Origin of the sequence: Arthrobacter sp. PGP41 (genome assembly GCF_002953935.1) — a bacterium.
Taxonomy (GTDB): Bacteria; Actinomycetota; Actinomycetes; order Actinomycetales; family Micrococcaceae; genus Arthrobacter.
Map to the genome: position 1 here is coordinate 785,779 of NZ_CP026514.1, position 21,652 is coordinate 807,430.

The window sequence follows — 21,652 nt, forward strand, 5'->3', positions numbered from 1 at the left end:
GGCGCCAGGAGGTTCCCATGTCGGTCAGAGGCACCAAGGACTCAGCCAGGACAGCGGCCGGAAGGAACGGACCCGAGTCCCGACGCGCGGATGCCTCCGCCGGAATCGCAGCCGAGGAGCCCGCCAAAATCCGGAACGTGGCGCTCGTAGGCCATTCAGGTGCCGGAAAGACCATGCTGATCGAGGCGCTGCTCGCTGCCAACGGCATGATCACCCGCAAAGGATCCATTCCGGACGGGACCACCGTCAGTGATTCGGACCCCGCTGCGGTGCACCAGCAGCGCTCAGTGACCCTGTCTCTGGTGCCGCTGCTGGTTGACGGCATCAAAGTGAACCTCCTGGACACCCCGGGCTACCCGGATTTCATCGGCGAACTCCGCGCAGGACTCCGCGCCGCGGACGCCGCCCTGTTCGTGGTGTCCGCTGTAGACGGGATCGACGCCACCACCACGGCGCTGTGGGATGAATGCGAGCACATGCGCCTGCCCCGCGCTGTCGCCATCACCCGCATGGACCACCCGCGGGCAGATTACGACGGCGTCCTGGCCGCCTGCCGGAAGTCCTTCGGCGAGGGCGTCCTTCCGCTTTACGTTCCGGTGCGGGCGGGCGCTGAGGTCACCGGCCTGCTGGGCCTGCTGTCCGGGACGGTCAGCGATTACTCGTCCGGAGAGCCGTCCGCAACGACGCGAACAGCGAATGCGGACGAACTGGCGGCCCACGGTGCCGCCAGGGGGGACCTCATCGAGGGGATCATCGGCGAGAGCGAAGACGAGACCCTGATGGACCGCTACCTGGAAGGCGAAGACATCGAAACCGACGTCCTCGTCGCCGACCTGGAAACCGCTGTCGAGCGCGGGTCCTTCTTCCCCGTCCTGTCCACGTCGGCCGTCACCGGACTGGGGACCGCGGAACTGGTGGAGGTCCTGGTCCGGGCCTTCCCGCCTCCGTCGGACGGCCGGGTGCCTGAGGTGACGGATCTGGCGGGCGCGCCTGCCGGCCCCCTGTCCTGCGACCCCGGGGGCCAGTTGGCGGCAGAGGTGGTCCGCACCTCCATCGACCCGTTTCTGGGGCGGATCTGCCTGGTCCGGGTTTTCTCCGGCACGCTCCGGGAGGACGCCCCGGTGCACGTCACCGGCCAGGGCCTGGCCGACCGCGGGCACCAGGACCACGACACGGACGAGCGCGTTACGCACCTCTACTCACCGCTGGGTGCCTCGCTGCGGCCTGTCCCGCATTGCGTGGCGGGGGACATCTGCGCGGTGGCGAAACTGGGAAGCGCCGAAACCGGAGACACCATTTCCGGCCGGGACCAGCCGCTGCTGCTGGCCACCTGGGAGATGCCCGAGCCGCTGCTGCCCGTGGCCGTGGAGGCTGATTCGCGAAGTGACGAGGACGCCCTGGCGCGCAGCCTCGGGAAGATCGCCGCCGGCGATCCCACCTTGCGGGTGGAACGGAACCAGGAAACGCATCAGCTTGTCCTTTGGTGCATGGGGGAGGCCCACGCCGAGGTGGTGCTGGACAGGTTGCGGGACCAGGGCGTGAAGCTGCATACGGTGGAAGTGGTGACGCCCTTGCGTGAAACATTTGCGGCCGCCGCCGCCGGCCATGGCCGGCACGTCAAGCAGTCCGGCGGCCACGGGCAATATGCCGTCTGCGACATCGACGTGGAACCCCTGCCCCGCGGCGGTGGCTTCGAATTCGTGGACAAGACGGTGGGCGGCGTGATCCCGGGGACGTTCATCCCGTCCGTGGAGAAGGGCGTCCGCGCCCAGATGGAAAAGGGTGTCAGCGCGGGCTTCCCCGTGGTGGACCTGCGGGTGACGCTCACGGGAGGCAAAGCGCACAGCGTTGATTCTTCCGATGCCGCATTCCAGGCGGCCGGGGCGCTGGCGTTGCGCGAGGCGGCCGCAGCAGGGCGGATCCAACTCCTGGAGCCGGTGTCATCGGTGGTCATCACTGTGACGGACGAGCACGTGGGATCCGTGATGAGCGATCTGTCCGCCCGCCGCGGCAGGCTCACCGGAACCACCTCCTCAGGTGACGGCCTGACTGAAATCAGCGCTGAGGTCCCGGACCAGGAACTGCTGCGGTACGCCGTGGATTTGCGGGCCCTCACCGCGGGATCCGGGCGGTTCCGCCGCCGGTACCTCCGGCATGATCCGGTACCCGCCAGCTTCAGCACCCCGTAGCCGCACCTGCCATGAACGACGCAGCCAGGAAGATCCAGCGCGTCTATCTGACGCTTACCCTGGGAAACACTTTGGCGGCCTCGTTCATCTGGGGCATCAACACGCTCTTTTTGCTGGATGCGGGGCTGAGCAACCTGGAGGCCTTTGCCGCGAATGCCTTCTTCACCGCCGGCATGGTGCTGTTCGAGGTGCCCACCGGAGTGGTGGCGGACAGCTGGGGCCGCCGGGTTTCGTTCCTGCTGGGCACCCTCACGCTGGCCGGGTCCACCTTCCTGTACTTCCTCCTGTGGCAGTTTTCGGCCCCGTTCTGGTGGTGGGCCGTCGTCTCGGTCCTGCTGGGCCTGGGCTTCACTTTCTTCTCCGGCGCAGTGGAGGCCTGGCTGGTGGACGCCCTGCGTTTCTCCGGCTACGAAGGCGGGCTGGAAACGGTGCTTGGCCGGGGGCAGATGGTCTCCGGCGTTGCCATGCTGGCGGGCTCCGTGGCAGGCGGGGTCATTGCGCAGGCCACCAACCTCGGGGTTCCGTTCCTCGTCCGGGTGGGTGTGCTCGGTGCCATGTTTGCCGTGGCCTTCCTGCTCATGCATGACGTCGGCTTCACACCTGAGCGTTCGGCCCACCCGCTGCGGGCCACCCGGGCAGTCTTGCGTGCCTCGGTGGACAACGGGCTGAAGAACCCGCCCGTCCGCTTCATCATGCTGGCCGCACCCTTCACCGAAGGAGTGGGCATCTACGTTTTCTATGCCCTGCAGCCCTACCTGCTTCAGCTCTTCGGAGACCCGCGCGCCTACGCCATAGCAGGCCTGGCTGCGGCCCTCGTGGCAGGAGCCGACGTCGTCGGCGGATGGATGGCGCCCCGCATCCGGAGGCTGGTCAAGCGGCGGACCAGCGTGCTGATCGCCACCAACGTGGCCAGTGCACTCATCCTGGTGGTGCTCATGTTCACCAGCGCCTTCTGGCTGGCGTTGGTGCTCCTGGCACTCTGGGCCGTGGTGTCCTCGGCCGGCACCCCCGTTAGGCAGGCGTACCTGAACGACATGATTGCCTCGAAGCAGCGCGCCACAGTGCTGAGCTTCGATTCCCTGATGGGCTCGGCCGGGGGAGTGGTGGTGCAGCCGATGCTGGGCCGGGCCGCGGACCTCTACGGCTACCCGGCTTCACTGGCCGTGGGCGGGGCAGTGCAACTGATTGCCGCCCCCTTTATCCTGCTCAGCCGCCGGCAGCGCTCGCAGGCGGACACGGCCTCGGACACAACGCGGGCAGCGCCCTAGCAGCGCCCCGGTACGGTGGAAAATTTCCTCAGTCCGAGTCCATCAGTTCGAGCAGCTTTTTCGCCGCGTCCCTAATGTCCTCATGCCCGTGCTGCGCCGCCCTGCTTTCCAGCGAGATGACAGCGCAGCGGTGGACTTTGTTGAAGTCCCCGAACGGGAAGCTCACGCTGCCTTTGGTCCCCTCCGACTTGTCATCATCCCGGCCAAGGTGCCAGTCTGCGAAGGTCCCGAAACCGTGCTTGTCGATGAACGAGTTCTCCTGCTCTGTGGAGGGCGCGTGTTCACTCCAGTCATCCCGGACATCGCGCTGGACCTTTCCTGCCTCAATGAGCTTGCGGGCGTGTGAGAGTGCCTTCCGGTTCAGCCTTACTGCCATCCTGCGTCCTTCCAGAGCGGGGCTCCGGCCGCAGCCGGCCGGAGGGTTTCCAGCGTAGAACGGTGCCAACGGAATCCGCTACGGATTAACGCCAGCGAGACCGCGGTGAAACACGGGCACAACAATCCCTGCGTAGGTTTCAGGCATGCTCGCAGACATCCTCCTCCGGCTCCGCACCTGGCTCATTAGCACGTTTGCCTACGAGACGGGCGGGCAGGCGGCCGATGCCATGGCTGACGCCGCGCGCTGGGGATGGCTTCCGGCGTTGAGCGGAGTGGCTGTTGGGGGAGATCACGCCCGGCGGAGCCATGGGGAATCCCTGGCGAAGCGTGCAGAAATGTCTGGTTGAGCACAGTATTGCGCCGGTAACGGGATAATGCCCTAAACTGCTTCACTGAGGTGCCTGAAATGGTGCTGCGCAGCAACGAAAGTGAACACGCTATGGCTACCGATTACGATGCCCCACGCAAGCAGGAAGAAGAATCTCCGGCTGACTCGCTGGAGGCCCTCCAGGCCTCGCGCGGCGGCAACGCCCAGACCGCGGTCATTGACGTCGATGAGAACGATACCGCCGAGGGCATTGACCTGCCGGGTGCGGATCTTTCCAACGAGGAACTGACGGTCATTGTTGTTCCCGAGCAGTCCGATGAGTTCACCTGTTCGTCATGCTTCCTTGTCCGCCACCGCTCCCAGGTTGCCCGGGAAAAGAACGGCATGAAGTACTGCCGCGACTGCGAAGGCTGACTCCTTTTCCTGATTGCCGGCGCCGGCCACCCCCTCGGGTGACCGGCGCGTCCTGTCTCCTGCCGCCGTCGTTATCCCGGTAACGGCAAGGTGCCGGAACACTGCCAAAAGAACACGGAACGGGTTCCAAACGGACCCGCGTGGGCCCTGTTTCGGCCCCTGCTATACATGGGCGTGATGCAGGGTGCGGCGGGTTAACGGTTACGTGGCGAAGCGGCAACAAGCCTCGTTTCGCGCCGCAAAGGCTCCTACGCTTGAGCTATCCATTCGCTCCACAACATGGGTGGCTCCAAAATGAAAAAGTTCTACACCTGGCTGGCTGCCATCCTCCTGGCGGCCGGGCTGGGAATCGTGGTCCCGGGGCCCGCCTCCGCTTCCACATCCTATTGCGGGCTCGTATGGGGGTCTTTGGCCAAGGCCGACCAAAGCATGAGCACCGCCACCGTCACCAACGTCCGGACCGGGCAGCACTACTGCTTCGACAGGATGGTGGTGGACCTCCACGGCGCCGTTGCGGGTTATACCGTGCGGTACGTTCCCCAGATAGTCCAGGACGGGTCCGGCTTCGCCATCCCCGTCCGGGGAAACGCGCGGCTGCAGGTGACAGTGAACGCGCCCGCCTACGACGGCGACTACAACTCCACCTACACCCCGTCCGACCAGGCTGAACTCTCCAACGTTGCCCGCTACCAGACCTTCCGCCAGGTGGTTTTTGCCGGCAGCTACGAGGGCTACACCAGCATCGGACTGGGCGTACGGGCCCGCCTGCCGTTCCGGGTCTTCACCCTGGACGGGCCGGGCTCCGGGTCGCGCCTGGTGGTTGACGTAGCGCATTACTGGTGACGGCGGGCAGTAAGCAGCCAGCCGATCAACACCGAAGGTGCCGTTCCCCCGTTATGCGGGGAACGGCACCTTTTTTCGTCCGCGGTAACGGGCTCCGGACCCTTACTCCGGGACCACAAGCGCAGGGGTATCGCGCCTAAGCGTCCCGCCGCGGAAGAAGCCGGGGCGGACCCTGGCCATGATGAGCATGACCACGGCGCCGGATGCCAGGATGCCGACGCCCAGGACAAAGACCAGCCCCACCCCGAACACTTCGGAGCCGCTGCCGAACTCGGGCGCCCAGCTGTCCACGGCGGTCTGCAGGAACACCACGAACAGGCCCACGCCGCCCAGCACCGGGCACACCAGGCGGAGGAGGAAGTGGCGCAGGCTGCTGAAGACACTGTGGCGGAAGTACCAGGCGCAGGCCAGGGCGGTGAGGCCGTAGTAGAAGCAGATCATCAGCCCGAGCGCCAGGATGGTGTCATTGAGGACGTTCTCGCTGACCACGTGCATCACGGCGTAGAAGCCCGCGGACATGATGCCGGCGGCAACCGTGGCGAAGCCCGGCGTCGCAAACTTCCTGCTGACCCTGCTGAACGGCTCCGGAAGCGCACCGTAGTACCCCATGGCCAGCAGGCTGCGGGACGGCGACATGAACGTGGACTGAAGGGACGCGGCAGAGCTGGACAGCACCGCCATGGACATGAGGATGGCGAACGGACCCATGATGGGGGAGGCCAGTGCCGTGAAGATGTTTTCGTGGATCTCGGTGTTGTTCAGGCCGTTGCCGGTATCACCGACACCGGCGAACATCATGGTGGCGATGCTCACCGTCAGGTAGATCGCCAGGACGATCACGGCAGTCAGGGTCCCGGCCAGGCCCGCCGTCCTCTTGCCGTTGGACGTTTCCTCATTGACGGTCAGGCAGACGTCCCAGCCCCAGTACACAAAAATGGACAGTGAGATGCCTGCAGCGATCTGCCCGAAGGTCTCGATCCTGGTGACGTCGAACCACTCCCAGCTGAACGGGATGGCAGTGTCAGAGGCTGACCAGTTGGCAAAGGCCATGCCAACAAAGAGGCCCAGGACAACCAGCTGGAATCCCACCAGGCAGTACTGCACCAGCTTGGTGGTGTGGAGGCCGCGGTAGCTGACCCAGACGGCCAGGGCCACAAACACAAAGCAGGTCAGCACGTTCACTGCCTTGTTTGCCGCCAGCTCGGCGAGCTCCGGCGAGCCCGTCAGCTGCGAAAGGAAAAGATAGAAGAAGTCGACGGCGACTCCCGCGAGGTTGGAGAGCACAATGATGTTGGCCGCCAGCAGGCCCCACCCGCCCATCCAGCCAACCCACGGGCCGAAGGCCTTGGTAACCCAGGTGAAGGTGGTGCCGCTGTCCGGGGAATCGGCGTTGAGTTCCCGGTAGGCGAGGGAGACCAGGATCATGGGGATGAAACCGATCAGGAAGATGACGGGCAGTTGGAGCCCGGCTTCATTGACCGTGGGGCCCAGGGCGCTGGTCAGCGTATAGGCCGGGGCGATGGTGGAAATCCCCAGGACGACGACGGCGAGGAGTCCCAGCTGACCGCCCTTCAGTCCCTTGGGGCTGGTGCCGGCGGTTGCCGGCGAGGCACTCCCGGAACCATGGGCGGATGTGCTGGTGCGGATGGTCTCGGTCATGGCACCACTTTCTGGAGAAGTTGAGACGGCGGTCACTATATGAATGACGTTCATTTAGTATGTCGATACACGGTCCTGGAAGCAAGGAAAATAATGAACGCTGTTCTTTTATTTCGGATGTGAGCGATTTAGTAAGCTCACTGAGAAATTCCCTGCCGGCCCTCCGCCGTGCCGGCTGGTGCTGGTAGCGTCGGGCTTACTGGACCAATTGAGGAGGATGCATGAAAGCTTCACCGACACTGACCAACAACCTGCAGGCCGTGCTCGCGGACCTGATCGAACTGCACATCCAAGGCAAGCAGGCACACTGGAACATTGTGGGAACCAACTTCCGCGACCTGCACCTGCAACTGGATGAGATCGTTGACGCTGCCCGCCAGTTCGCCGACGACACCGCCGAGCGGATGCGGGCCCTCCACGCCCTGCCGGATGGCCGCAGCTCCACCGTGGCCGGGTCCACCAGCCTGGCCCAGTTCCCGGAAGGCCTGATCAGCACCAAGGACGCGATCGAGCGGATCGTGGCCGCCCTTGAGGCCGCCGTTGGCACCATGCGCAAGGTTCACGATGAGGTGGATGAAGAGGATCCCACCACCGCCGACCTGCTGCACGAGTTCATCGCCAAGCTGGAGCAGTTCGCCTGGATGGTCAATGCTGAAACCATGAAGCCCACCGCGAGCGTTACTGCCCCCGACTCCAAGTAGCCACGCCTGGCCCAGGCCAAGCGCCCGGCACCGGACGTACTGTCCGGCGCCGGGCGCCGTTTTCAGCCTGTTCCCAGGCTGCGGTCACGGTGCCAGCTCTGGAGCGGCTGCGGGGCTGGCTGACATTTGCCCCCGGGCCCGCGGCATAGGAGAATTGGGCTGTGTGCGGGCCGTTACCGGTGCGCAAAGACAACCCAAATGAATAGCCTTTGATCTGCGGCGGGAGAGTTCTGCCAGAAGGTACAAGCAGGCGCCGTAGGAGCAATACCTCCCCAGGAATCTCACAGGCCCATGTACCGCCGCGGCGAGGCACCTCTGGAAAGCAGCACGGCGTCCGCTTCGAGGTCCGGTCCCCGGATCTTGGCTGTTGTGCTCACCGACGGTGCAAGCGGTGCCCGCGTGTTCAGGCAACGCGGAAACTCTCAGGTCCAGATACAGAGCGGGGAGGACCCGAATCGATGTGGCGTACCCTGCGCCGCCTTAGTTATGGAGTTCCTCGTGACTGTATCTCCGGCCTCCGCCGTTCCGGCCACTGCCACCCCGGCAACTGCCGAACCCGCTTCTGCCGCCACCTTTGTTGACCGGCACATCGGCGCAAGGCGCCAGGCCGACGTCGAAACCATGCTCAAGGCCGTGGGTTACGACACCGTGGACGCGCTGGTTGATGCCGCCGTCCCCAAGGACATCCGGCAGGACTCCGCGCTGGAACTGTCGGCCGCCCTGAGCGAAGTGGAGGTGCTGGCTGAACTGCGCCGGCTGGCCGCCAGGAACAAGACTGCCGTGCAGATGATCGGCCAGGGCTACTACGACACCGTGACGCCGCCGGTGATCCGCCGCAACATCCTTGAGGGCCCTGCCTGGTACACCGCGTACACGCCCTACCAGCCCGAGATTTCCCAGGGCCGCCTCGAAGCGTTGCTGAACTTCCAGACCATGGTCCAGGACCTCGTGGCACTGCCCATCGCCAATGCATCCCTGCTGGACGAAGCCACCGCAGTGGCCGAGGCAGTGCTGATGATGCGCCGGGCCAATAAGAACGCAGATGCCCGGGACGGCAAGACCGTCCTTGACGCGGACTGCCTGCCGCAGACCATCGCCATCGTCAAGGGCAGGGCAGAAGCGCTCGGCTTCGAGGTGGAAGTGGCCGACCTTTCCAGCGGCCTGCCCGACGGTGCCATCAATGGCGTGGTGCTGCAGCAGCCCGGCGCTTCCGGCCGCGTCTTCGACCACGCCGCAGTGATTGCCGACGCCAAGAGCCGCGGCGCGCTGGTGACCGTGGCCGCCGACCTCCTGGCCCTCACCCTCATCACCCCTCCCGGCGAGCAGGGCGCGGACATCGCCGTCGGCTCGGCCCAGCGCTTCGGCGTCCCGCTGTTCTACGGCGGCCCCCACGCGGCCTACATGGCTGTGCAGAAGGGCCTCGAGCGCTCCATGCCGGGCCGCCTTGTTGGTGTATCGAAGGACAACGCCGGCTTTCCCGCCTACCGGCTGGCCCTCCAGACCCGCGAGCAGCACATCCGCCGCGAGAAGGCCACGTCCAACATCTGCACCGCCCAGGCGCTGCTGGCCATCGTGGCCTCGATGTACGCCGTGTACCACGGCCCGGATGGCCTGAAGGCGATCGCCCAGGCCGCGCACTCCCACGCAAAGATGCTGGCCGCGTCCCTTAGGGCCGCCGGTTTGGACGTGCTGCACACGAGCTTCTTCGACACCGTCACCGTCTCCGTGCCGGGCAAGGCTGCCGGGATCGTCGCTGCCGCCGAAGCCACGGGCATCAACCTGCGCAGCATCGACGCGGACACGGTGGGCTTCTCCACCGATGAAACGACAACATCAGAAATTACCGCCGGGGTGCTGCAGGCCTTCGGCGTCCCGGCCGCCGCGGACGGCGAAGGAGCATTCCAGCTGGACGCCGCCGTCGAGCGTTCCTCCGGGTACCTGCAGCACCCGGTATTCAACACCCACCGCTCCGAAACCCAGCTGCTGCGCTACATCCGGAAGCTCTCGGATAGGGACCTGGCTCTGGACCGGACCATGATCCCGCTGGGCTCCTGCACCATGAAGCTGAACGCCACGGCCGAGATGGAGGCCATTTCCTGGCCCGAGTTCGCCTCCATCCACCCCTTCGCCCCGGACTCCCAGACGGAGGGCTGGCGCGAACTGATTGCCGGCCTCGAGGCGCAGCTGACCGAGATCACCGGGTACGACCAGGTGTCCATCCAGCCCAACGCCGGCTCCCAGGGCGAACTTGCCGGGCTCCTCGCGATCCGCGGCTACCACCACTCGCGGGGCGATCGGCAGCGCAACGTCTGCCTGATCCCGGCCTCGGCGCACGGCACGAATGCGGCTTCGGCTGTCCTGGCGGGCATGAAGGTGGTTGTGGTGGCCACGGCACCGGACGGAACCATCGACCACACCGACCTGTACGCCAAGATCGAGGCGAACAGGGACGCGCTGTCCTGCATCATGATCACGTACCCGTCCACGCACGGGGTGTACGACGCCGACGTCCGTGAAGTATGCGACGCGATCCACGCAGCGGGCGGCCAGGTGTACATCGACGGTGCAAACCTGAACGCCCTGGTCGGGCTGGCGCAGCCGGGCAAGTTCGGCGGGGACGTGTCGCACCTGAACCTGCACAAAACGTTCTGCATCCCGCACGGCGGCGGCGGACCCGGCGTCGGTCCCGTTGCTGCCAAGGCTCACCTGGCACCGTTCATGCCCGGCAACGCCGCCACCTGGACGGAAGGCAATGACGTGCCTATCTCGGCGTCCAAGTACGGCTCCGCGGGCGTGCTCCCCATTTCCTGGGCGTACGTGAAGCTGATGGGCGGCCACGGACTCACCGAGGCCACCAAGTCCGCGCTGCTGGCAGCGAACTACGTCGCAGCCCGACTTAACGATTTCTTCCCGGTGCTCTACACCGGCGAAGGCGGCCTTGTGGCCCACGAGTGCATCCTGGACCTGCGCGAACTGACCGCCCGCACGGGTGTCACGGCCGAGGACGTGGCCAAACGGCTCATCGACTATGGTTTCCACGCCCCCACCCTGGCCTTCCCCGTCGCGGGGACGCTTATGGTGGAACCCACGGAATCCGAGGACATCGGGGAAATCGACCGCTTCATCGAGGCCATGATCGCGATTCGCGCCGAAATCGACCAGGTGGCGAACGGTGACTTCACTGTTGCTGACAGCCCGCTCCGGAACGCTCCGCACACCGCCGCCGCGGCGATCAACAGCGACTGGGATCGCGCCTACCCCCGCGAGCAGGCCGTGTTCCCGGTGAAAACGCTTAAGCAGGACAAGTACTTCCCGCCGGTGGGCCGCATCGACGGCGCAGCGGGGGACCGGAACCTGGTCTGCGCCTGCCCGCCGCTTTCCGAGTTCGAAAACTAAGGACACGCTCCATGGCTGAGAAGCACACCGCCCTCTACGACGAGCACAAAAAGCTGGGCGCCTCCTTCACCGACTTCGGCGGCTGGCAGATGCCGCTCAAGTACAGCTCCGAGCTCGCCGAACACCGCGCCGTGCGCAATTCCGCAGGGCTCTTCGACCTTTCCCATATGGGTGAGGTCTGGGTGACCGGGCGGGACGCAGCCGCCTTCCTCGACTACGCGCTGGTGGGAAAGATCTCCGCCATGCCGGTGGGCAAGGCCAAGTACTCTCTGATCTGCAATGAGGACGGCGGCATCATCGACGACCTCATCACGTACCGCCGGCCCGCAACCGCCGGTAGCGCAGAAGGCAGTACCGACCGCTTCCTGGTGGTCCCCAACGCCGGCAACGCCGCAGTGGTGGCTGCTGAGCTTTCCAAGCGGGCTGCCGGGTTCGATGTGGAGGTGAATGACGCCTCCGCCGTCACGTCACTGATCGCCGTCCAAGGCCCCACGGCGCAGGAACTGCTGCTCCGACTGGTCCCCGCAGCCCAGCACAGCCAGGTGACGGAACTGAAGTACTATGCCGCCGTCGAGGTTCCGTTCTTGGTGGGCGGCGCCGGACTGGATTTGCTGCTCGCACGCACCGGCTACACCGGCGAGGACGGGTTTGAGATCTTCGTGTCCAACGACGACGCCACCGGCCTGTGGCAGGCACTGATCGCCATTGCCGAGGACGGGGAGCTGACGCCCGCCGGGCTGGCCTCGCGCGACTCACTCCGGCTTGAGGCAGGCATGCCGCTCTACGGGAATGAGCTCTCCCTGCAGGGCGATCCCTTCGCCGCAGGCCTGGGACCCGTCGTCGCACTGTCCAAGGAAGGCGACTTCGTGGGAAAAGCGGCCCTCACCGCGAAGAAGGCCGCCGGCGCCTCCGCCGGCCGAAGGCTGGTCGGGCTCAAGGGACTCGGCCGCCGTGCAGGCCGGGCCCACTACCCGGTCCTCAAGGACGGCGCCGTAGTAGGCGAAGTCACCTCAGGCCAGCCGTCACCCACCCTCGGGTACCCCATTGCCATGGCCTACGTGGACGTCGCGTTCACGACTGTTGGCACCACCCTGGATATCGACCTGCGAGGTAAGGCAGAGCCGTTCGAAGTCGTCGACCTGCCGTTCTACAAACGCGCCAAATAGTCGGATCCTCCGTGGCTGGCTTCGGGGCCGGCGGACCGGACATTTTCACGCGTGCCTTGGGCCCACGCCGTCAGGGTTCCCTAGCCGAGCTTGCGAGGTTAGGGAGACGGTGGGGAGCACGCTTTCGAAAAGTCCGGCTCCGTCGCCCCTCGTGCGCATGTCGCCTTGGTGACGCTCTACCCGCCCGCTACACGTCAAGTAAGGAATCCCACGATGGCCGTTGGTGTCTTTGATCTTTTTTCGATTGGGATCGGTCCTTCGAGTTCCCATACTGTGGGGCCGATGCGGGCTGCTGCTGTGTTTGCGGAGGAGCTCAAGGGTTCCGGCAGGCTTGCGGAGGTGGCGTCGTTGCGGGTGGATTTGTATGGGTCGTTGGCGGCGACGGGCCACGGCCACGGCACGATGACTGCGATCCTGCTGGGGCTGGAGGGGTTCCATCCGGAGCTGATCCTGCCCGATGAGGTGGAGGAGCGGCTGGCGGCGATCGCGGAGACGGGTTTGCTGCACCTGGCCGGTTCCGTACCCCTGCCGTACGGGGTGAAGGATATGGTGTTGCGGCCGCTGACGGTGCTTCCGCGGCACACGAACGGGATGACGTTCACGGTGTCTGACGCCGAAGGGCAGGTGCTGCATGCGGCGACGTTTTTCTCGGTGGGTGGCGGGTTCATTGTCCGTGAGGGTGAGGAGGACGCGGCCCAGCAGGAGCTCGAGGAGTCCAAGAAGGAGCTGCCGCTGCCGTTCCGGACTGCCGCGGAGCTGCTGGAGCACTGCCGGGACACGGGGTTGGGGATCAGTGATGTGATGCGGGTGAACGAGGAGGACAGCCGCACCCCGGATCAGATCCGGGCGGGCCTGCTGCACATCTATTCGGTGATGGAGGGCTGCGTGGCCGCGTCGCTGAAGCGTGAGGGGGTGCTGCCGGGCGGGTTGAAGGTCCGCCGCCGTGCCCCGGACTGGTATGACCGGCTGCGGAAGGAAAGCTCCCGGCCGGCCGGATCCCAGGACGAAGGCCAGGACGCGGAGTTCCATGACCCGAGGTATTGGCAGGAGTGGGTTAACTTGATCGCCCTGGCCGTGAATGAGGAGAACGCTTCCGGCGGCCGGGTGGTGACCGCGCCGACGAACGGGGCGGCCGGGATCATCCCGGCGGTGCTGTATTACGCCCTGCATTTCGCGCCGGGGATGGAGAACGCGTCCCGGGTGGACCGGGAGGATGTGGTGGTGAAGTTCCTGCTCGCTGCCGGCGCGGTGGGGGTGCTGTACAAGGAGCAGGCCTCGATCTCGGGTGCGGAGGTGGGGTGCCAGGGCGAGGTGGGGTCGGCGTCGTCGATGGCCGCGGCGGGCCTGGCTGAGGTGATGGGCGGGACCCCGGCGCAGGTGGAGAACGCGGCGGAGATCGCGATGGAGCACAACCTGGGCCTGACGTGTGATCCGATCGGGGGCCTGGTGCAGGTGCCGTGCATCGAGCGGAACGCGATCGCGGCGGCGAAAGCGATCAACGCGGCGAAGATGGCGCTCTGGGGCGACGGCTCCCACCGGGTCTCCCTGGACGAGGTCATCATCACGATGCGGGAGACCGGCAAGGACATGAGCTCCAAATACAAGGAAACGGCCATGGGCGGCCTCGCCGTCAACGTCGTCGAATGCTAAAGGAAGCAGTCAGTTGTAAACGGCGGCCCACCAGTTCAGGGTGCAGGCGAACACCAGCCAGGCAACGTAGGGCAGCAGCAGCAGGCCAGCGGTCCGGCTGATGGGACCGAAGTACAGCACCGTCACCGTGACGGCGGCGACCAGCGCCAAAATAACGGCCAAAGCCAGCCACAGCGCGGCCGTGCCCAGGACGGGATACAGGCCGAAGAACACCGGAGTCCAGGCGAGGTTCAGGCCCAGCTGGACGGCATAGGCCGCCAGTGCGGGCCCGGTCCTGGACGTCCGTTTCCGCCACACCAGCCAGGCAGCCACCGCCATGGCCGCGTACAGCACCGTCCACACCGGCCCGAAGAGCCAGTTGGGCGGCGACCAGGGCGCTTTGTCAGCCGTGGCGTACCGCCCGTCTACGTTGCTGACAGTGGAGAACCCGCCGAGCGCCGCAACCAGGAAGGACGCCGCCAGAAATCCGGCCAGCGCTGCTGCCTGGACGCCGGTACCGTACGGCTGGTCCCTTCCTTCCGGCGGGGACGCCACTCCATCCTTCGGCTGCATGCTTCCACCCTCGCCAACGCCCCCGTGCGCGTCAAGGCAGGCACGGGCCGGGGCCTTGCTGAAAAGCCGGGAGGGCATCAGGCTTTAGACTTGAGGCTGCATGTCCGCACGCAGACACGAGTACCGAACCGCGCACGAAACCGATTGGACACGGCCCCCTTGCGAGAATTCACCGCACGATTTGCCACAGCCGAGGAAATTGAAAACTGGGACAAGCACGTCACGGCCAACCCCAACGGCGGCAACATGCTGCAGTCCGCCGCATATGCCTCAGTCAAGAACGGCAGCGGCTGGAAAGTCCGGTTCCTGGTGCTGGAGAACCCGGCAACTGCCAGCTACAACCTGGTGCTCGAAAAGAGTTTCCCGCTGCTCGGCCGGCTTTGGTATCTCATCAAGGGCCCTGACCTGGCGGCTGCAGGTGACCTGAAATCAGCGCTGGAAGCCTGCGCGGCTTTCGCCCGCAGCCGGAAGCTCAACGTCTTCACCATCAAGATCGAGCCGGACGTCGTCGACTCCGAGGAGGCCCGGGCGCACCTGCATGACGCAGGGCTGGTCAAGGCACCCAACATCCAGTCCAACGACTCCACGGCCCTGCTGGACATTTCCGGACCGGAAGAAGCGGTGTTCAAGGCCATCTCCTCCCGCGCCCGCAACGCCATCCGCCGCGCTGAGCGGGAAGGCTGCGAAGTGGTCCGCGAGGAACACGGACCGGAAACCTACCGGGCCCTTTATGACCTCATGGCCGACACCGTCAAGGCCAAAGGCTCCATGCCCCTGCGCAGCTACGAGTACTATGCCGCCTTCTGGGACGAGTTCTGCAACCGCGGCCAAGGCAGTTTCTTCTTCACCTACGAGGACGGAAAGCCCAGCGTGGGAGCCTTCGTCATCAACTACGGGGCAAAAGCCACCTATAAGGACGGCGGCTCCATCCAGAACCGCAGGCAATACGGTGATTCCCACCTGGTGCAGTGGGCAGCCATCCGGCGCATGCAGGAACTGGGCTGCACGGAATACGACTTCTGCGGCACGCCGCCAGCCTCCCGGATCAAGGACAAGACCCACAACCTGTACGGCATGGGTATGTTCAAGACCAGCTTCACCAAGACGGTCACCGACTTCGTGGGATGCCACGACTACGTTCTCTCGCCCGTGAAACACCGGCTCTGGGTTAACGGAGCAGAGAAGGTCTTCCGCCGGATCGAAACCGCACGCACCGGCCAGCAGTTCTACTGACCCGCGGGCAGGAGCGCCCCGCCGGCTGCCCTGCCCCATCCCGACCGACCTCGCCCGCTGCCCGCCATTGCCAGGCACTTATCCGTGAAGAAGGTAACTCCTTGAATGCAATCCCCGCCGCCGATCTCGAGTTCGCCGTGCTCAGCGACGCCGAATTCGAGCAGTTCGCGCTGAAGCACCCGCAGAACAGCTTTCTCCAATCCGTTGACTTTGCCCGGTTCCAGCGCGCCAGGGGACAGCAGGTGGAGCTCTTCGGCGTCCGCCAGGACGGCGAACTGGTTGCAGCGGGGAAACTGAACTACACCACCACCCGGCTGGGATACACAGTCTGCGAATGCGCCAAGGGACCCCTGATGGACTACACGGACCCTGACCTGGTGCGTGCCGTCGTCGGCCTCCTCCGGCAACGCGCGGCCGAGCGCAAGGCCGCCGAACTGCGGATCTCCCCGAACCTCAGGTACATCGCCCGTGACGCCGATGGCGCCGAGCACCCCGAGATCGAGGACAACCGGCCGCTGGTGGCACAGCTCGGCGGGCTGGGCCTCCGGCACCAGGGCCTGGACATGAACTTCGTGAACGTGAACTGGATGTTCATCAAAAACCTCGAAGGCATCCAGGACGCGGAAGAACTGATCATGGGCACCAGCTACCGGACCCGGAAGGCCATTCGGAAGGCCGAGAAGAACGGCGTCTTCCTGGAACAGGCAACCCTGGACACCCTCGACGAGTTCTACGGCGCCCTGAGCCGGGCCGGTGACGAAAAGGGCTTTGTGTACCGGGAGCGCGCCTACTACGAGCAGCTGCTCCGCACCACGTCGCCTGAGTTCACCAAGCTCATGATGGCCAAGATCGACATCCCCGCCTACCGGAAGTCCATCACGGAGCGGCTTGCCGCTGAATCAGACACCGCTGATGAATTGCGCCATGAGGTGGCGGAGACCGGCAGCAAGAAAAAGAACAACCGCCTCAAAGTGGTGCAGGACCTGGTGGACAGCTACGAGCGAAGCCTTAAGGACATCGAGCGCTTTCCCGACTCGGTGGGCGTGGCCACCGTGGCCGCGATCCACTTCGTCTGCTACGGCGACGAGGTGGTCTGCGTCATCGGCGGCACGGTGCAGGACTACATCTACTTCAACGGCGCTACCTCGCTGTACTGGGGAATGATGCTCCACGCCCTCGAAAAGGGCTATCCGCGGTACAACTTCTACGGGACGTTCGGCATCTCCGGCCAAGACGAGGAAGGCCACGGGGGCTACGCGTTCAAGAAGGGCTTCGGCGGGGAAGTAGTGCAGCTCCTGGGCGACTTCGTGCTGCCTGTCCGGCCCGCCGTATTCCACGCCAACAGGCTCGCCCGGATGGCAGCCGGCGCCGCACGCATCGTGCTGGGCAAACTGCCGCTGAAGCGCTCCGCCTGACGCCGCCTGCACACCACCACAACGGGAGGAGGGACCATGACTGACCGACCCGAGCGCCCCGGCGCCGGATCCCCGAAGGCCAGGCCGCGCACGGACGGCCTGCCCAAGACCGAGCCGCTGACTCCCTCCCAGCTGCGGCAGAACGCTGCGGCCAAGAGGATGCTGCGTCGCCTGGTCCAGGGTGAAAACCCGCCCACGGCTCCCTTGAGCATCGTGGACAGGCTCACCGGCAGCCCCTACGCGAACCCCACGATCCAGGTGGGAGGGGTGGATACCTCCGCCCGCAAGACCCTGGACTTCGCCCTGCACCTGGCAGAAACCATGTTCCGCTACGGTGCGGGTGCCCTGGAGGTGGAGACCAGCATCATTGCAGTCACTGCCGCCCTGGGGCTGAAGAACATCGAGGTGGACATCACCAACCAGTCCGTTGGCATCAACTACGCCCCCAAGGACCAGACGCCCATCGCGCTGCTGCGCGTAGTCCGCTCCTGGACCAACAACTACGCCGGCCTGGCCAAGGTCCACCAGCTGGTGACCGACATCGTCGCCGGGGGAGTGGGCCGGGACGAGGCCATCCGGCGGCTGGAGGAGGCAATCACCAGCCCCAAGCCGTTCCCGCGCTGGATGGTGACCGCGGCGTTCGGCGTTTTTGCTGCAGCCTTCGTTGCCGTGCTGGGCGGCGGACCGGCGTCCTCTGCCATAGCGTTCGCAGCCAACATCGGGGTGAGCCTGCTGGCCCGCCAGCTGGGCCGGTGGCGGGTTCCCGACTTCTTCATAACGGCCAGCTGTTCCTTTGTGGTGACGCAGTTGGCGCTGGTCCTCTGGCAGTTTGGCCTGACAGCGTCGCCGGCCATCGTGGTGGTGGGAGGCATCCTCCTGCTCCTGCCCACTGGGCGCCTCGTCTCCTCTGTGCAGGACGCCATCAACGGCTTCCCTGTTACGGCCGCAGGGCGGTTCCTGTCCACGCTGCTCACTTTTGGGGCCATCGTGGCAGGCATCGCCGTCGCCTTCGTGGTGGGGGAGCTGACCGGCATGCAGCGCATTGACGTGACGCAGACCTTTCCGCCGGCCTACGACCTTTGGGTGCTGGTCATCCTCGTTGCCGTGGCGGTGATGGCCATCGGGGTCACGGAACAAACCACCTGGCAGCTCCTGCTTCCCACCGCGGCGGTGGGGGTTGCCGGCTACTTCGTCCTGCTGGGCGGCGGCCTGCTGGGCATCGGGGACCGGTTCTCTCCGGCGCTGGCCGCAGTGGCCATCGGCCTGCTGGCCCGCGTCGTCGCACTGAGGATGGGTGCACCCCAGCTGGTGGTGGCCGTGCCCGCGGCGCTGATCCTGCTGCCGGGCCTCACCATTTTCCGGTCCATGTACGTGCTCACCATCGAGGAAGCCGAGATCCTGCTGGGTGCCGGCGGGATGCTCAACGCCGGAGCCATCGTCCTGGGAACGGCCGGCGGGATCGTCCTTGGCGACACGCTGGCGCGGCCGCTGACCCGCAGCCTTGCCAGCAACGAGCGGCGGCGCGCCCGCCGCCGCTGACCGGCTGCCTGGAGCCGGTTTAGATCTGTCCTACGGGCAATTTCTTCTCCGCCTGGAAATCGTCCTCAACACGGCCTTTTGCCCAGTAACCGGACAGGGACACCTGTTTGCGTTCTAAGCCACGCTGTACAAAGAAAACATCGCGCAGCGCCTTCATGTAGCCGCGTTCGCCATGGGCAAAAACGTCCACCCGGCCGGCGGGCCAGCCTGCCCCTGCCACCGCCTGCACTAGCAGGCCGCTCTCGCCCGCAGGTACGCGGCGACGGAACAGCCAGTGGAGCTTCACTCCGGCGGGGGCGGCGATCTGCTGGATGTCGGCCTCGGAATCAACCTCAAGGAAGGCGAGGCCGGCGGCCTCGGCCGGCAAGGACTCTATGCAGGCCGCAACGGCGGGCAATGCCGCCTCGTCCCCGGCGAACAGGTACCAGTCAGCGTCCGGCGCCGGGTTGTACGCCCCTCCCGGCCCGGTGAAGGTCAGGGTGTCGCCCGGCCGGGCCTTCGCCGCCCACGGTCCGGCCAGCCCTTCGTCGCCGTGGACTACAAAATCGATGGCAAGCTCCCTGGCTGCGGGATCCACCCAGCGCAGCGTGTACGTGCGCGTGAAAGGCCATTGTTCCCGCGGCATGCTCTCGCGGATGCTCCACAGATCCAGCGGGGAGGGGTAGGCGACGCCCGGCTGCGGGAAGACAATCTTCACGTACCGGTCAACGAAGCCGTTGTCGACGAAGTCCGCAAAGCCGTCCCCGCCGGCAACTATCCGCACCATGTGGGGCGAGAGCTGTTCCCGGCGCAGCACGGCGAGGTTGACCTGCGGTCGGCTCTTCTTGGTGGCGCTGGTGGCGGCGGGAACAATGCTCATAAGGCAAGCCTAAGCTAGGGTACCGTCGGAAGCTCCCAGGTTACGCCCGGCGCACCCTGCTCCCGCAGCAGCGCGTTGACGCGGCTGAACGGCCGCGAACCAAAGAACCCGCGGGCCGCCGACAGGGGGCTGGGATGCGCGCTGGACACAGCCGGAACCCCCGGCAGCAGCGGACGCACGCTCTCCGCATCCTTTCCCCACAGCACGGCAACCAGCGGCAGGCGTGACCCGTCCGGAGCCCGCCGCCCGGCCACGGCCTGGACGGCCGCCGTCGTAATCTCCTCCCAGCCCTTCCTGCGGTGCGACCCTGCGGCTCCGGCCCTTACGGTCATCACGCGGTTCAGCAGCAGTACCCCCTGTCCGGCCCAGGCGGAAAGGTCGCCGTGGACCCGCGCGGGAAGCCCCAGATCCGCCTCCAGCTCCCGGTAGATGTTCGCCAGGCTCCGCGGGATGGGCCGGACGTGCGGATCAACGGAGAAGGCCAGGCCGACGGCGTGCCCCGGCGTGGGGTACGGATCCTGCCCTACGATCAGGACTTTCACCTCCGCGAGCGGCTGGCGGAACGCCCGCAGGACGTTCGACGGCGCCGGCAGCACCGGGTGCCCGGCCGCCTCTTCGCCGGCAAGGAAGGTGAGCACGTCCCTGAGTCCGCTGTCCACGCCCGCCAGGGCGTCTGCCCAGTCGGGCGCCATCAGCTCCTTCAGCGGCAGCTTCGCCAGTTCGGCGAAACCTTGCCCGCGCGCCGGATCCTGCGCCAGTTCGAAAAGGGCATCTGATTCAAACACCGTCCCATTCTCGCAGGGCGGCCACTGTGCCCCGGTCCGCCAGGCCCCCGGCACAAATGACAACAGTGTTATTCGTCCGTAGCATGGGGGTCAGACATTTTACGTAACCAGCAAGGGAGAGTGCGCCGTGGCGGAACCAGCTCGGGAGCACCTGCCGGAGCAGGAACAACGGAACGCCCTGCTGCCGGATTTCAGGCTGCGGGATTCCCCCCTGAACGAGCGTGACCAGCAGATGCTCGCCCTGGAACGGCAGTGGTGGAAGTACGCCGGTGCCAAGGAACAGGCCATTAGGGAACTCTTTAATCTCTCCGCGACGCACTATTACCAGCTCCTCAACGCCCTGATCGACACCGAGGATGCGCTGGCCCACGACCCCATGCTGGTCAAGAGATTGCGTAGACTACGTACGTCGCGTCACCGTGCACGCACTGCACGGCGCCTGGGGTCCGACGCATAAGACGCTCACGCTGGTTCCTCAGCAGCAACACGCAAGGATGTCTCATTCCCATGACCAAATACGCCCGCGATGAATTCGACAAGGTCCCGGAGACCGCGTCGCGACAAGGTGTCCATCGCACAGCCTCTGCTCCGTCACGGGTCCGGCTGTGGCCCGTCCTGGCGGTGGGATGCGTTGCCCTGGCCATCGGGCTGGTTTCCTTCCTGATCCTGCCCAAGCTGGGATTTGCCGGTCCGGCAAGCCAGGCCTCGTCGAGCCTGGAAGCGCCGCTGGCCGGAGCGGGGTCGACCCCTTCCGCGGAGCCGGGCGCGTCCACCGCCCCCTCGGCAGAGCCTGAGCCCTCCGCCGCGCAGGAAACGGCCGGAACCGACACGGTCCCCGCAACTGGGACGGGGCCCAGCACCCGGCCCACGGCGCAGGCTTCGTCCGTAGACAAAACCCAGGCCGTGGCGGTCTACAACGCCGCCGGGACCGCCGGGCTGGCAAGCCGTGTAGGCGGAACCGTGCAGGCGGACGGCTGGCCCCTGGGACAGGTGGGGAACTGGGCCGGCGCGCCGCAGCAGGGCTCCGTCATTTTCTATTCGGGGCCAGCCCAACGGGCCAACGCAGAAGCCCTCGCGGAACTCCTGGGCGTCCCCACTGTGGTCAGCAGCACCGAATTCCAGGTACCGCTGGTGGTTGTGCTGGGCCCGGGGTACCGGTAAGCCCGGTTCTTTCACCGGCCGCGCTGCGCGGGGCCGCACCCGGTCCGGGGGCACAGCGTTACGCCTGAATAACGTTTGCCCGCAGCACCGCCGGGTGCCAGCGGCACCAATATGCA

The 21,652-nt window shown here is 66.1% G+C and carries 19 protein-coding genes and 1 riboswitch; of the genes, 14 read left to right on the plus strand and 5 right to left on the minus strand.

Going from position 1 to position 21,652, the window contains the following annotated elements; genetic code table 11:
* The first annotated feature begins 17 nt into the window (after window positions 1-17).
* Both C3B78_RS03660 and C3B78_RS03665 read left to right on the plus strand, forming a co-directional pair.
* A complete protein-coding gene (locus C3B78_RS03660; RefSeq protein WP_104996860.1) occupies window positions 18-2,189 on the plus strand; it encodes an elongation factor G-like protein EF-G2 in 2,172 nt (723 codons plus the stop codon).
* 11 nt (window positions 2,190-2,200) lie between these two features.
* Complete coding sequence (locus C3B78_RS03665; RefSeq protein ID WP_104996861.1) at window positions 2,201-3,457, plus strand: MFS transporter; 1,257 nt, start codon at window positions 2,201-2,203, stop codon at window positions 3,455-3,457.
* A 28-nt stretch (window positions 3,458-3,485) separates the two neighbouring features.
* Here C3B78_RS03665 and C3B78_RS03670 read toward each other — a convergent pair whose 3' ends face one another.
* Window positions 3,486-3,833 (minus strand): hypothetical protein, encoded by a 348-nt coding sequence (locus tag C3B78_RS03670; protein ID WP_104996862.1) that lies wholly within the window; start codon window positions 3,831-3,833, stop codon window positions 3,486-3,488.
* Between the two features lie 145 nt (window positions 3,834-3,978).
* Here C3B78_RS03670 and C3B78_RS03675 point away from each other — a divergent pair, with 145 nt between their 5' ends.
* From C3B78_RS03675 to C3B78_RS03685, 3 genes are all read left to right on the plus strand, one after another.
* Complete coding sequence (locus C3B78_RS03675; RefSeq protein WP_104996863.1) at window positions 3,979-4,182, plus strand: hypothetical protein; 204 nt, start codon at window positions 3,979-3,981, stop codon at window positions 4,180-4,182.
* Window positions 4,183-4,274: 92 nt separating this feature from the next.
* The gene (locus tag C3B78_RS03680; protein WP_066280293.1) at window positions 4,275-4,577 is read left to right on the plus strand and encodes a DUF4193 domain-containing protein; all 303 of its coding nucleotides are present in this window, start codon (window positions 4,275-4,277) and stop codon (window positions 4,575-4,577) included.
* A 294-nt stretch (window positions 4,578-4,871) separates the two neighbouring features.
* Window positions 4,872-5,420, plus strand: a complete 549-nt coding sequence (locus tag C3B78_RS03685) for an AMIN-like domain-containing (lipo)protein (protein WP_104996864.1) — start codon at window positions 4,872-4,874, stop codon at window positions 5,418-5,420.
* Between the two features lie 102 nt (window positions 5,421-5,522).
* Here C3B78_RS03685 and C3B78_RS03690 read toward each other — a convergent pair whose 3' ends face one another.
* Window positions 5,523-7,079, minus strand: a complete 1,557-nt coding sequence (locus C3B78_RS03690; RefSeq protein ID WP_104996865.1) for an APC family permease — start codon at window positions 7,077-7,079, stop codon at window positions 5,523-5,525.
* Between the two features lie 221 nt (window positions 7,080-7,300).
* Here C3B78_RS03690 and C3B78_RS03695 point away from each other — a divergent pair, with 221 nt between their 5' ends.
* From C3B78_RS03695 to C3B78_RS03710, 4 genes are all read left to right on the plus strand, one after another.
* Window positions 7,301-7,780, plus strand: coding sequence for a Dps family protein (locus C3B78_RS03695; protein WP_104996866.1), 480 nt, complete (start codon window positions 7,301-7,303; stop codon window positions 7,778-7,780).
* Window positions 7,781-7,990: 210 nt separating this feature from the next.
* Window positions 7,991-8,089: riboswitch (glycine riboswitch) on the plus strand.
* A 177-nt stretch (window positions 8,090-8,266) separates the two neighbouring features.
* Complete coding sequence (gene gcvP / locus C3B78_RS03700) at window positions 8,267-11,176, plus strand: aminomethyl-transferring glycine dehydrogenase (protein ID WP_234005505.1); 2,910 nt, start codon at window positions 8,267-8,269, stop codon at window positions 11,174-11,176.
* Window positions 11,177-11,187: 11 nt separating this feature from the next.
* The gene (gene gcvT, locus C3B78_RS03705; RefSeq protein ID WP_104996867.1) at window positions 11,188-12,342 is read left to right on the plus strand and encodes a glycine cleavage system aminomethyltransferase GcvT; all 1,155 of its coding nucleotides are present in this window, start codon (window positions 11,188-11,190) and stop codon (window positions 12,340-12,342) included.
* 213 nt (window positions 12,343-12,555) lie between these two features.
* The gene (locus C3B78_RS03710; protein ID WP_104996868.1) at window positions 12,556-13,992 is read left to right on the plus strand and encodes an L-serine ammonia-lyase; all 1,437 of its coding nucleotides are present in this window, start codon (window positions 12,556-12,558) and stop codon (window positions 13,990-13,992) included.
* Between the two features lie 9 nt (window positions 13,993-14,001).
* On the opposite strand, the gene C3B78_RS03715 is transcribed toward C3B78_RS03710, so the two are convergent.
* Window positions 14,002-14,544 carry a TspO/MBR family protein gene (locus tag C3B78_RS03715; RefSeq protein WP_104996869.1) on the minus strand — a complete coding sequence of 181 codons (543 nt, stop codon included), beginning with the start codon at window positions 14,542-14,544 and terminating at the stop codon, window positions 14,002-14,004.
* Between the two features lie 159 nt (window positions 14,545-14,703).
* Here C3B78_RS03715 and C3B78_RS03720 point away from each other — a divergent pair, with 159 nt between their 5' ends.
* From C3B78_RS03720 to C3B78_RS03730, 3 genes are all read left to right on the plus strand, one after another.
* Window positions 14,704-15,777: a lipid II:glycine glycyltransferase FemX gene (locus tag C3B78_RS03720; protein WP_104996870.1), complete on the plus strand. Its 1,074-nt coding sequence runs from the start codon at window positions 14,704-14,706 to the stop codon at window positions 15,775-15,777.
* Window positions 15,778-15,878: 101 nt separating this feature from the next.
* Window positions 15,879-17,192, plus strand: a complete 1,314-nt coding sequence (locus C3B78_RS03725) for a peptidoglycan bridge formation glycyltransferase FemA/FemB family protein (protein WP_104996871.1) — start codon at window positions 15,879-15,881, stop codon at window positions 17,190-17,192.
* A gap of 36 nt (window positions 17,193-17,228) precedes the next feature.
* Window positions 17,229-18,731 carry a threonine/serine ThrE exporter family protein gene (locus tag C3B78_RS03730; protein WP_104996872.1) on the plus strand — a complete coding sequence of 501 codons (1,503 nt, stop codon included), beginning with the start codon at window positions 17,229-17,231 and terminating at the stop codon, window positions 18,729-18,731.
* A gap of 19 nt (window positions 18,732-18,750) precedes the next feature.
* On the opposite strand, the gene C3B78_RS03735 is transcribed toward C3B78_RS03730, so the two are convergent.
* Together C3B78_RS03735 and C3B78_RS03740 are read right to left on the minus strand one after the other, a co-directional pair.
* A complete protein-coding gene (locus C3B78_RS03735) occupies window positions 18,751-19,590 on the minus strand; it encodes a siderophore-interacting protein (RefSeq protein ID WP_104996873.1) in 840 nt (279 codons plus the stop codon).
* A 14-nt stretch (window positions 19,591-19,604) separates the two neighbouring features.
* Entirely contained in the window at window positions 19,605-20,375 is a 771-nt protein-coding gene (locus C3B78_RS03740; protein ID WP_104996874.1) for a uracil-DNA glycosylase, read from the minus strand.
* 127 nt (window positions 20,376-20,502) lie between these two features.
* Between C3B78_RS03740 and C3B78_RS03745 the strand changes: the two genes are divergently transcribed.
* Window positions 20,503-20,832 (plus strand): DUF3263 domain-containing protein, encoded by a 330-nt coding sequence (locus tag C3B78_RS03745; protein ID WP_104996875.1) that lies wholly within the window; start codon window positions 20,503-20,505, stop codon window positions 20,830-20,832.
* Window positions 20,833-20,882: 50 nt separating this feature from the next.
* Entirely contained in the window at window positions 20,883-21,536 is a 654-nt protein-coding gene (locus tag C3B78_RS03750; protein ID WP_104996876.1) for a LytR C-terminal domain-containing protein, read from the plus strand.
* The last annotated feature ends 116 nt before the right edge of the window (window positions 21,537-21,652 follow it).

What these genes read in the sequence shown, in the direction of transcription:
- C3B78_RS03675 (WP_104996863.1), top strand. Translation starts at nt 3,979, where the DNA reads ATGCTCGCAGACATCCTCCTCCGGCTCCGCACCTGGCTCATTAGCACG.
- C3B78_RS03735 (WP_104996873.1), bottom strand. Translation starts at nt 19,590, where the DNA reads ATGAGCATTGTTCCCGCCGCCACCAGCGCCACCAAGAAGAGCCGACCG.
- C3B78_RS03660 (WP_104996860.1), top strand. Translation starts at nt 18, where the DNA reads ATGTCGGTCAGAGGCACCAAGGACTCAGCCAGGACAGCGGCCGGAAGG.
- C3B78_RS03680 (WP_066280293.1), top strand. Translation starts at nt 4,275, where the DNA reads ATGGCTACCGATTACGATGCCCCACGCAAGCAGGAAGAAGAATCTCCG.
- C3B78_RS03690 (WP_104996865.1), bottom strand. Translation starts at nt 7,079, where the DNA reads ATGACCGAGACCATCCGCACCAGCACATCCGCCCATGGTTCCGGGAGT.
- C3B78_RS03685 (WP_104996864.1), top strand. Translation starts at nt 4,872, where the DNA reads ATGAAAAAGTTCTACACCTGGCTGGCTGCCATCCTCCTGGCGGCCGGG.
- C3B78_RS03710 (WP_104996868.1), top strand. Translation starts at nt 12,556, where the DNA reads ATGGCCGTTGGTGTCTTTGATCTTTTTTCGATTGGGATCGGTCCTTCG.
- C3B78_RS03750 (WP_104996876.1), top strand. Translation starts at nt 20,883, where the DNA reads ATGACCAAATACGCCCGCGATGAATTCGACAAGGTCCCGGAGACCGCG.
- C3B78_RS03695 (WP_104996866.1), top strand. Translation starts at nt 7,301, where the DNA reads ATGAAAGCTTCACCGACACTGACCAACAACCTGCAGGCCGTGCTCGCG.
- C3B78_RS03670 (WP_104996862.1), bottom strand. Translation starts at nt 3,833, where the DNA reads ATGGCAGTAAGGCTGAACCGGAAGGCACTCTCACACGCCCGCAAGCTC.
- C3B78_RS03665 (WP_104996861.1), top strand. Translation starts at nt 2,201, where the DNA reads ATGAACGACGCAGCCAGGAAGATCCAGCGCGTCTATCTGACGCTTACC.
- C3B78_RS03715 (WP_104996869.1), bottom strand. Translation starts at nt 14,544, where the DNA reads ATGCAGCCGAAGGATGGAGTGGCGTCCCCGCCGGAAGGAAGGGACCAG.
- gcvT (WP_104996867.1), top strand. Translation starts at nt 11,188, where the DNA reads ATGGCTGAGAAGCACACCGCCCTCTACGACGAGCACAAAAAGCTGGGC.
- C3B78_RS03730 (WP_104996872.1), top strand. Translation starts at nt 17,229, where the DNA reads ATGACTGACCGACCCGAGCGCCCCGGCGCCGGATCCCCGAAGGCCAGG.
- gcvP (WP_234005505.1), top strand. Translation starts at nt 8,267, where the DNA reads ATGGAGTTCCTCGTGACTGTATCTCCGGCCTCCGCCGTTCCGGCCACT.